We start from the raw sequence: 10,050 nt of genomic DNA, 5'->3' as shown, positions 1-10,050 counted from the left end.
GTCGGGCAGGGTGGCCAGCGACCAGCACCAGCCGGCCAGCTCGCGGGCGATGGCCACGTTCGCGACCACCGGCCGCTTGTGGTGGGCGATGAAGGTCTTCCAGCGCTGGTTGAGCCGCTGGTTGCCCAGGTGTCCGCGGGCGCGCGCTGCGGCCGGTGCGCGTTGCCAGCGGGCTTGGATCGTGGCCCCGGCCCGGTAGCGCTTGCGGTGGTGCCAGGCGGCTTCGACCAACAGCCTGCGGGCATGGGAGTTGCCGGTCTTGGTGATCGGTCCTTGCGAACGGGACTGGCCGCTGGAGGACTCACTCGGTACCAGCCCGAGGTAGGCGCCGATGCTCGCGCCGGTGAACCGCTCCCAGTCGCCGATTTCCACGGCCAGGGCGAAGGCGGTGAGAGTGTCGATTCCGCGCAGACACCCGAGCCGGGCGACCACCGCAGACCACGGTGAGTCGGTGGCCATCGCGGCGATCGCTTTATCGAGTCGGGCCCGGCGTCCCTCGGCCAGGACCACCGCCTCGTACGCGCTGTCGTAGGCGGCCTGCAGCGCCACGTCGTCGAAGCGTTGCGCGCCGAGCCACGCATGGTGCGCCGGCCTCCACGTGACCCCGCCGCTCCATACGAGCCCCTGGCGCAGCAGCAGTTTGCTCACCCGATGGCGGGCGCGCATCAAATCTCCGCGCACATCCTCGCGGGCCCGCACCAGATCCCGGGCGGCTTCTTCGGCTGGCGACGGCACCCGCACCGCGGTGAACTCGTCCAGGCGCAGCAGCTTTGCCAGGTGCAGAGCGTCACGGGCATCGGTTTTCACCCGCTCACCGGCCGGACGCTGCAGCCTTGAGGGCGCGAGTACCTCGCAGCGTATCCCCGCCCCCGAAAGCGCCCGGGCCAGGCCGAAGCCGGTCGGCCCGGCTTCGTAGGCCACCGCGGCTGGACCGGGCAGGCAATTGATCCACCCGAGGACGTCAGCATGCTGCGGCGTGAGCCGGCAGCGGATCAACTCCCCGGTCACCGTGTCGATCGCGCACGCCACCACGCTGCGGGCATGCACATCCAACCCGACGCTCGTACGCTCAGAAAACACCGGGCCTCCCGCAAATGTAGGCACTACCGGCCAGACTGCGCCCGGCCAGCGACCCACGACAACTTGTGAGCGAGGCCCGGACCCACGACCGGCACCTACATACCGTCTAGCCCTTCGGTACGTGGATGTCCGTGCTGCTCAGGGTCTGCGGTCTGTCCGTGAAAACCCTCAGTCGTACCCGCAGGTCGGCCCGGTTTGGGAGGGAGTAGCGTTCGGTACTCGGCACCAGGACGTAACGCGCCGACTGGTGCGGGCGCAGCACGCCCGGGCCGCTGCGTACGGTCCAGTACGCAGATGCGCTCTCGCCGGTACTCGACGCGAAGTGCGGGGCCAGTGGGGTGTCACCGGTGTTCGTCGCCTGCAAGGTGAGCCCGCTGATACCGCCGCTGTCGCCCTGGACGTCGTTGACCACCAGCCGGATCGGCGGCGCGCTGGCGGCGGCGATGGTCACAGAGGCAGCGGCCGGAACCAGCACCGCCGCTGCCACGGCCACGTTGACCGCCCGCCGTCGGACCAGCGGCAACCGGGGCTGCCAGGCGGATGTGAAGGCGGACGCGGGGGCGGTGGCTGCGGCCGCGACCCACAGCGGGGTCATCATCAGGTAGTAGCCGTCCTGTGACCGCGTTGCCAAGTAGAACGCGCACCACGGCAGTACGACGGCGGCCGGGCCCAACCGCCGTACGAAGAGCACGAACAACACGAGCAGTCCGGCGGCCAGCAGCATGCTGCCGTACGAGTAGAAGTCCAGTCGGCTGCTGCCGTTGGAGAAGTAGTACGACAGGCCCATGATGCCCTGGCCGTGCAACACCCCGTGCTGGGTAAAAGGCAGGGTCAGGCCGGAGACCCAGGCCCGCGGGCTCTGCACGATGAAGTAGGCGTTGGCGGCCAGGGCCACGACCGCAGAGATCGCCGTGAAGCGTGCGACCACGCCGAGCGCCGCCCGCCCTGAGAGCTCACCGCGCCGCAATGCGTACAGACCCATCAACAGGAACGGCGCCAGAAACCAGGGCAGTTGATGCGTCGCGCACGCGGCGCCAAGAAGCCCCGCGCGAATGACGTCCAAGCGGCGAAGCCGCCCCCAGGCGCCGATAGAGGGCCAGTGACTCACTACGGGGATGAGCAGGACGAGTGCCGGGATCGCCGGATAGCCCAGGGCCGCGTACCCCTTGAGCATGGGGAAGCCAAGGCAGACCGCCGTCGCGGCCGACCGCCAGGGCATCGGCAGCCGTGCCCACAGCACTGCTGCGCCGACGATCAGCAAGACTGTCGGTACGAACGTGACCGCCTTGGCGCCGATCAACGCATACACGGGGGCGTTGAACAGCACTGCCAGCGGCGGATACGCGAAGGAGTAGTCCGCACCGCCCGACATAGTCTTCGTGACCCCGACATGGTGGCGCTGGAACACCCACGGCCACTCCTGCCCGTACACCGCATGCCCGTGTACCAGCTCGTGCGTGGCCTGGGTCATGAGCACCGTCTCGTCGTTCATTCCGCTGCCGAGGGCGTACGAGCACAGTGCCAGAATGATGCCGAGCAGCAGGATGCCCGCGTCGACGCGCACGAGGGCGCGCTGACCGCGTACCGAGAGGGCGAGGATCCCGAAAACCAGAATTCCGGCGTAACCGAGGGTCATGACAAGCCCGATCGCCGGACGCTTCGCAATCGCGGTGTTCCAGTCGGCGCGCGTACCGATGAACAAGCTGATGACGGCGAGCAGCGTGATCGCGCGGTGCAGCAGTGCCGGCTCAGCCGGTGACGACAGACCCGGACGACTGGACGTAGCATCGCGGACTGCGGCGGCATCGGCCGTCTGACTCATGCGAGGGACCCCTTGGGCGAACGAGCTCATGATCAGATGAGGGAGCTCTTGTAGTAAAGACTGGGCATCTTATCGGTATCAGTGACAGAGTTTTCCGAGGCGAATCCCATCGGCCCCGGCCCCTACGCCGCCACGACCTGGACATCAACTGCCTTGCAAGCTCAGGGAGATCGCTAGCTACCCGGCCTTGGGTCAAGGCCCATCCGCCATACGATATGGCTGGCCCGCGTCGGCCGTCGGCTACTTCCCTCTCGCTTGCCACCAGCACGAATGCGTTAACTACCCGGCCTTGGGGGAGGTCCCCACCATGGTCGTCGGCGGTCGTGGCGGCCCTTCGACGGCCTCGTCCGCACCTCCTGGGGCACCCGCGACGGATCGTGCACCGCCGCGAGGATCCGATGAACGCGCTCCCAACCGATGTGGTGATCCGGCGACCCGGGCCGGAACGCACCGACCAGCTTGCCGTCAGCCGACAGTTGCACAGGGAGCGTTGCTGCTCCCAGCTCGCCTTCGGGCTGCAGCTCCTTAGGACATGGCGCGAACCAACCAAGTCCACGTTCAGTCGGTTGTCGGGGTCGAGAAGCTGGCAGGAAGGAGCACGCCCCTCATGACACCGGATACACGAAGTTAACTTCCCAGACGCGGGCGTGAGACCGGCCCTGCCGACCATCGCAATACCTGTCAAGCGATAGATATCTGTCGATCGATCGGAGGCGCGGTGATGAGCCAGCCCGAACTTCCCTCTGGGCAAAGCCCTGACAGCGTCACGACCAGTCCTACTCCCATCGGCTATCAGCAGGAACTCCACCGCGCCTGCGGCTGTGCGGGCTCGGCGAGCCGGCGGTGACCGCCGCCAGGGACGAGGCACGAACCCTACTGAGCAGCCTGATTTTGACCAACGGCTCATCCTGCGCATCGAGCACTACCAGCGCATAGCTGCAGGACCAGGACGTCGTCGCGGACGCGCAGCAGGCCCAGTCGCCTCCTACCGGACGCCTGAGTCCTTCCTCCAGAGCGAGCTGCAGACCGGCGAGCGGGGTTCGACGACACCCGGTTGCGGCCCGCCCTGACCGAGGCGCTGGCCACCACGCTGCGCCTGCACCACACGGTGGAGGAGCTGCTTCGTCTCTCCCGCCCACACGACCGGGCCCGCGCCTCAGCCGGCACTATGCCGGTGGCCGCGCTGGTTCGGGAGGTGCGAGAACGTTGGCACGGCCTGTTCGCCCTTGATGGAAGGCGCCTGGAGTGCGATGTCGGCGATGCCCCGTCGGACGCTCGTGTCGCGGGCAGGCCCGTGTCCGAGGTGCTAGGGATCCTGTTGGACAACGCGAGGGTGCACGGGCGGGGCAGCGTAGGGGTCGTGGTCCGTGATCTTGAAGGCGCTCTCGCCTTCGATGTGAGCGACGAAGGGAGGATCGAGGGCGAGGCAGCGCGGTTGTTCGACCGCGGTCACACCGAGGGCGGTTCTGGTACAGGCATCGGCCTCGCCCTCGCCCGCGATCTTGCCGCGGCTGTAGGTGGGAAGCTGTCGCTGAAGAGCAATGTGCCGGCCACCTTCACCTTGCTCGTGCCGGTCCGCCATGACGACAATCAGCGCGGCGCATCGACGGCTAGGTGAGGAGGCGCTCTGGGCTCGCGTACAACCAGCGGCGCGCATGAGGGCCCCTCACACCGCGGGCAGGGCAAGTGTGTCCTCCGTCCCCTGCGGCCGTGGCGCCGCCAGCCGTGCGTACGTCCCGCCCCGGGCCAGCAGCTCCGTGTGCGTGCCCGACTCCACGAGGCGGCCGGACTCCACCACCAGGATGCGGTCCGCGTCCACCGCCAGGCCCAGATCGTGGGTGATCATGATCGTGGTACGTCCCGCCATCAGCCGGCGCAGGGGCTGCACGACGCGGCGCGCGGCCAGGGCGTCCAGGCCCGCCGTCGGCTCGTCGAGGACCAGGACCGGTGACTCGCGGAGCACCGCACGGGCGATCGCGATGCGCTTCAGCTGGCCGCCGGACAGGGCCGCGGTGCCGGGGGCGATATGCGTGCCGTAGCCGTCCGGGAGCGCGCTGATGAAGTCGTGCGCCGCCGCCTTCCGTGCCGCCCGTTCGATGTCCCCCTGCAACGCATCCGGCCGGCCGCACGCGATGTTCTCGCGGATCGTGCCGTTCAGGACGAACGTTTCCTGCGGCAGCAGGGTCACGCTCTCGCGCAGGACCGCGAGCGGCAGGTCGGCCAGCGGCACGCCATCCAGGCGGATCACGCCCGCCGTGGGGTCGTAGAAGCGGGTGAGGAGCTTGGCGAGGGTCGACTTGCCCGCGCCGCTCGGGCCGGTGACGACGATCAGTTCGCCAGGGTTCGCGGTGAACGTGACGTCTTGGAGGGAGCGCTGCTCCGCACCCGGGTAGCGGAAGGAGGCGCCGTGGAAGGTGACCCAGCCGCGCACCGGCCAAGGGGCGACCGGTTCGTCGGGGTCGGTCACCGCCGGACGGGCCTTAAGGATCTCGTTCAGGCGCTGTGCGCCCGCCGTCGCGGCGGTCAGGGTAAGGCCCAACTGCCCGAGGTTGCGTATCGGCGGGTAGAGGTAGCCGAGGAAGGCGGCGAAGGCCAGCAACTGCCCCAGTGTCATGCGGTCCTGGGAGATCTCCCACGCCCCGAGCCCGATCACCGTGAGCACGCACAGCGTCTCGACCACCTCGACGAACTGCTCGTACATCTCGCTCGCCCGCGCCCCGCGCACGGACGCCCGCATCCAGGCGCGCGCCTCCCGCTCCAGCCGCATCTCCTCCGCCTGCCTGCGGTTGTACGCCTGGGTGAGGACGACATTGCCGAGGGACTCCTCGACGACGGAGGTGATCGCACCGTCGGCCCTCCGCTCGTCCCGGGACGCCTTCTCGATGCGACCGGACAAACGGCGCGCGGTGAACAGGAAAAGGGGAGCGAGGAGGAAGGCGGCGAGGGCCAGGTCCCAGCGCAGCCAGAACGCGGCGGTCGCGTAGAGGACCGCGCAGAACACGGCGGAGATCGTGCCGACGACCCCGGACACCGCCATCTGTTCGATGGCCTCGACGTCGCCGGTCAGGCGTTCCACCAGGTCACCCCGGCGATGCCGCTGGAAGAAATGCGGTGACAGGTCCTGGACGTGCCGGAAGACCTTCGCCCGCAGACGCAGGACGAATCTCTCCGCCGTCCAGGCCGCCAGCGAGTTGCCCAGGTAGCCGACGAGGGCGCCCAGAACGGCGGCGCCCAGCCACGCCCCGGCCGGTCCCCAGAACGCGGACAGTGAACCCGTCTTCAGCGCGTGGTCGGTGAGCCGGGCGAAGAGCAGGATCGACGCGGTCTCGGCGAGCGCGGACACGATCGCACACACGATGATCAGCGCCAGCCACCTGCGGTCGCCGCGCGTCAGCGGCCAGAAACGGGCGAACGCCTTCCTGACGTCACGCATGTCGGCTTCAGCTCCTTTACGATGGGGGACGGTCGGCGAAGACACGGCCAGGCGGGGCACCGGAGCTGCTCCGGCGACCCGCCTCGTGGCGATGCGTCAGCCCTGGTGACCGACCGGGCGGCGCTGCGAGGGCTTCTTCCAGTCCCACTTCTTGCAGTGCTTCTTCGACGCCCGCTTCTCGGCCTTCTTGACGGGGGTGATCTTGTGGAAGCTCATCGGCTTCTCCTCGCTGGTCTGCGGGTGGATTCCCTGCGCCGTAAGCACTGTTCGCTTTCGACACCGAAGACATTACGAGATTCCCGCGCCAGAAAAACCCAATTCCGGTGAGATCCCGGCGAAATACACCTGAATCAATTCTCAGGAAATACGGGGAATGAAACCGGCGCTCACACAGAATTTATTGCCGGCCTCACATGAAACTTACCGAAGTGATTGGCAGCATATTTGTATGCGGCTGGCTCCCGTCAATCCCGGGGACGGGCCAATCACTCATCTGGTCACCGTGTCCGGTCCGCCGCCGGTACCGGACACGGCCCGGCGGCCGAGGAGTTGACCCTCGGGGACGCCTCTCTGGACGCATTGGGTGAAGAGACTGCCAAGCTTGATGCGATGAAGGGGCGGGGCCTCCGCCCCTTCATCGATTGGTGAAGTTATCGCCCGATGCTCCGACGCCATCGGATCTCGCCGTCGTGCCGGTCGTCGGTGGGTTTGAGTCCGGCGGCCGTGGCGACGGCAGCGGATGCCCGATGTTCGGGGTGGATATGGGCGATGGCGGTGTGCACCAGCTGCCGGCTGAGCCAGTCGACGAGTCCTCGGGCTGCTTCCGGTGGCGATGCCTCTTCCCTGCTTCGGGGTCCCCACCACCCAGGCGATCTCGGCGTCCTGGGTGATCTGGCGCCCTGCGAGAATGCGGCGACGCGCTGCATCGTTGGTGGTGGGAACGGTAGCCACTCCAAAGGAAACGCACCCGTCGCGGTGAACGACGGTCCACGGTCTCAAGGTGGCTAGTCCAGCGTCCGGCGCCACTACCGATAGTTCGTTGAACTCGTCGGTAGGTAACTGTGAGGTCGTCAGTTGACTGGAGGGCTGGGCGGCGCGCTGATCTGCTTGGCATAGGTCTGGGTGTACTTCGGGATCAGCGCCTCGATCCGGTTGACATAGTTCTGCGTTTCGGGGATCTGTGGGATGCCCTGGGCCTTAAGCACCGCGCCGGGGCCCGCGTTGTATGCGGCGAGCGCGAGCTGGGTGGGGTCGCCGGGGATGCCTTTGACCTCCTTGAACAGGTGGCACATGTAGGCGCCCTGGGCCGGGATGGCGTCGTCTGGGTTCCACACGTCGGCCCGGCCTTTGCCGGTGTAGTCCTTGCCCCACTCCACCCAGGTCGACGGGTAGAACTGCGCGATGCCCTGGGCTTTGCCAGAGTCCGCCTGCGGGTTCCAGTGGCTCTCCGCGTCGAGTTGCGCGGCCAGCATCGGAACGCTCAGCTCCGGGCAGGTCTTGGTGGCCGACTGAACGGTCGCCAGATACTGATGGGGAATGGTGGGCAGTGCGGGTGGGCGGGTCAGCCACCAGACGACGCCGAGGGCGGCGACTACGAGTACGGCTCCGAGGGTCAGGCCCACCAGACACCCTCGGCGGCCGGAGCGCCTGGTTTCCCTCTCCGCAGGAGCAGCGCGGTACACGGTGGCGGGCGACCACTCCCCCCACGAGTGACGTGCGGGATGCTGACCTTGTCGCCGTACCCGGCCGCTGTCCCCCACTCCGGCTTGCTGCTCTTGCATGTGCCCAGCCCGTCCGATTCATCCGGTGATCTGCCGATAACGGGTGGGACGCATTGGGCTCCACCTTAGTTGCAAGATCGCGCAACCGAGCAGGCATCTATGGGGATAGTCACACGGCTTGACGACGAGCGGGCCGTCGGGGGCCTGGTCTATCTCGTCCGACAGGACGGTACGTGGTGTCGGGATGCCGTGCTCGGTCAGGAGTGCGGCGAACCGGGCTTGTCGGAAAGCCAGCTCCACGATCGGCACGGCCTTGTCGTACGGGGATTCCCATGCACGCCCGCTGCTGACGGGGACGGCCGCGCGGAGGGCGGTCACAGGGCGCGGCGCTGCCCGGGGCGGGGCACGGCCTCCTCACGCCACCGTCCGCAGCCCCTGAGCCGTGGCCGGTGCGCCCCGCACGATGCGGTGCGCGCACAGGGCCGTGAGCAAATCGCCGAGCAGGTCCGGGTCGGCTATCTCCACGCCGAGGAGGGACTCGATGCGGTCCAGGCGCTGGTAGAGGGACTGGCGGCCGATGTGCAGGAGGGCCGCGGTGCGCGTGGGCGAGCAGCCGTGGCGCAGATGGACCTCCAGGGTGCGGGTCAGATCGCTGGGGTGCGCCGCTTCCCAGGCAAGGAGCGGGCCCAGCCTGTGCTGGACCAGGCGGGAGAGGCGGTCGCGGTTGGCGTCCATGCCGCCGCGGGTCAGCTCTCGTTCGAGGGTGAGTGCGCGGGACGACGTCACCAGCGGTCCCCCGTCGGCGGACGGTTCGGCGGACGGCACGGTCAGGGCCAGCTCCAGCGTCGTACGCGCCGCCCGCAGCGTCTCGCTCCACCGCTGCCAGCCGCCGCCCGCCGCCACGGCATGCCCGACCGCCACGGTCAGCCCGGCCTCGGCGGCGGCACGGAACGCGTCCTGCACGGCGCGCACCGGATCGCGTGCGATACCCGGTCGTACGGCGGCCCGCCCCTCTGCGCCGGCCAACGCGAGCAACGCCAGCACGTCCCCCGGAAACACCGCCCGCAACACCCCGCCCCCGCCCAGCGCCCGTACCGCCCGCTCCACGATCCCCGCGTCCCGCGCCCCGTGCACCGACACCCCGACCAGCCGCGCCCCCGGCCCCGGCTGGAAACCGGCGAGGGCCGCCCGCGCCTCCACCTCGGGCTGGTTGAGGGCCTGCCCGTCGGCCAGGTCGGCGAGCAGGGCGGCCGTGTGGTCGCCGCCCCAGGGCCGTACGACGGACCGCCCGGACAACCCGCGGGCCACGATCGCCCGGTTCGCGGCCTCGGTGATCCGTACGAAGGGCACGACCCGGTGCAGTGCGAGCAGCGGCAGCCCGAGTCGCCGCGCCTCGTCCTTCACCTCGTCCGGCATGTGCGGCAGCGACCGCCCCACCTCCACCGCGAGCCCCGTCGCGCCCCGCGCGCCCAGCTCGCGCACATACCGCCGCCGGATCTCCTCGCCGACGTCCGTCAGCCCGAACCCGTTCGTCAGGAGCAGTTCGCCGCCGTCCAGGAAATTCGCGCCCTCGTACACCTCACTGGAGTGCACCCAGCGCACCGGGCCGTCGAGGAAGCCCTCGCCCGTGAGCAGCTCGGGCTCGGCGGCCCGCACCGGGTCGAGGGCCAGGATTTCGCGGAGGGTGAGTGCGGGCACGAGAGCCTCCAGGGCGACAGTTCGTCCGGCTGCGGGTTGCCCGGAGAGTCCGCACGTTGCCCCGGTGTTTCGGCCGACGCAGAGTGAAGGGATGGATCAGGCACAGGCACACGAGTGGCTCGCCACCGCCGTCGCGGAGGCCCGCGCAGGCCTCGCCGAGGGAGGCATCCCCATCGGCGCCGCGCTCTATGGCGCGGACGGCACCGTTCCTAGTCAGTGAGCAGGAGTGAGTCTTGTACCCAGTCCTGGTCAACTGGCGCATCCCGAACGGTGGTGGATGCACTGGTCTCCCGCGT

Annotated in this window: 6 protein-coding genes and 2 pseudogenes; 2 read left to right on the top strand and 6 right to left on the bottom strand. The window is 69.0% G+C overall.

Annotated features, from left to right (window positions below):
- Together ACWDA7_RS46070 and ACWDA7_RS46065 are read right to left on the bottom strand one after the other, a co-directional pair.
- Nucleotides 1-1,080: IS110 family transposase (locus ACWDA7_RS46070; protein WP_450613304.1), on the bottom strand; the 1,080-nt coding region annotated here is incomplete at its 3' end.
- A 106-nt stretch (nucleotides 1,081-1,186) separates the two neighbouring features.
- Nucleotides 1,187-2,902 carry a hypothetical protein gene (locus ACWDA7_RS46065; RefSeq protein ID WP_450613302.1) on the bottom strand — a complete coding sequence of 572 codons (1,716 nt, stop codon included), beginning with the start codon at nucleotides 2,900-2,902 and terminating at the stop codon, nucleotides 1,187-1,189.
- 1,174 nt (nucleotides 2,903-4,076) lie between these two features.
- Between ACWDA7_RS46065 and ACWDA7_RS46060 the strand changes: the two genes are divergently transcribed.
- Nucleotides 4,077-4,520: an ATP-binding protein gene (locus ACWDA7_RS46060; RefSeq protein ID WP_450613301.1), complete on the top strand. Its 444-nt coding sequence runs from the start codon at nucleotides 4,077-4,079 to the stop codon at nucleotides 4,518-4,520.
- 48 nt (nucleotides 4,521-4,568) lie between these two features.
- On the opposite strand, the gene ACWDA7_RS46055 is transcribed toward ACWDA7_RS46060, so the two are convergent.
- From ACWDA7_RS46055 to ACWDA7_RS46040, 4 genes and pseudogenes are all read right to left on the bottom strand, one after another.
- The gene (locus ACWDA7_RS46055) at nucleotides 4,569-6,335 is read right to left on the bottom strand and encodes an ABC transporter ATP-binding protein (protein ID WP_450613299.1); all 1,767 of its coding nucleotides are present in this window, start codon (nucleotides 6,333-6,335) and stop codon (nucleotides 4,569-4,571) included.
- Nucleotides 6,336-6,985: 650 nt separating this feature from the next.
- Nucleotides 6,986-7,214 (bottom strand): annotated as a pseudogene (locus ACWDA7_RS46050) (GNAT family N-acetyltransferase); the annotation flags it as partial.
- Between the two features lie 191 nt (nucleotides 7,215-7,405).
- Entirely contained in the window at nucleotides 7,406-7,957 is a 552-nt protein-coding gene (locus ACWDA7_RS46045) for a lytic transglycosylase domain-containing protein (RefSeq protein WP_450613297.1), read from the bottom strand.
- A gap of 513 nt (nucleotides 7,958-8,470) precedes the next feature.
- Nucleotides 8,471-9,754, bottom strand: a complete 1,284-nt coding sequence (locus tag ACWDA7_RS46040; protein ID WP_450613295.1) for a PucR family transcriptional regulator — start codon at nucleotides 9,752-9,754, stop codon at nucleotides 8,471-8,473.
- A gap of 91 nt (nucleotides 9,755-9,845) precedes the next feature.
- On the opposite strand from ACWDA7_RS46040, the pseudogene ACWDA7_RS46035 reads away from it, so the two are divergent.
- Nucleotides 9,846-9,962, top strand: a pseudogene (locus ACWDA7_RS46035) (nucleoside deaminase); the annotation flags it as partial.
- Nucleotides 9,963-10,050 lie beyond the last annotated feature (88 nt).

This window comes from Streptomyces sp. NPDC001156, from assembly GCF_053598275.1.
The sequence above is the reverse complement of the archived record's forward strand: the minus strand, read 5'-3'. Positions and strand labels throughout refer to the sequence as shown.

Bases quoted from the DNA above. Each gene is read 5' to 3' on its own strand.
- ACWDA7_RS46065 (WP_450613302.1), bottom strand. From the start codon at position 2,902: ATGAGTCAGACGGCCGATGCCGCCGCAGTCCGCGATGCTACGTCCAGT.
- ACWDA7_RS46055 (WP_450613299.1), bottom strand. From the start codon at position 6,335: ATGCGTGACGTCAGGAAGGCGTTCGCCCGTTTCTGGCCGCTGACGCGC.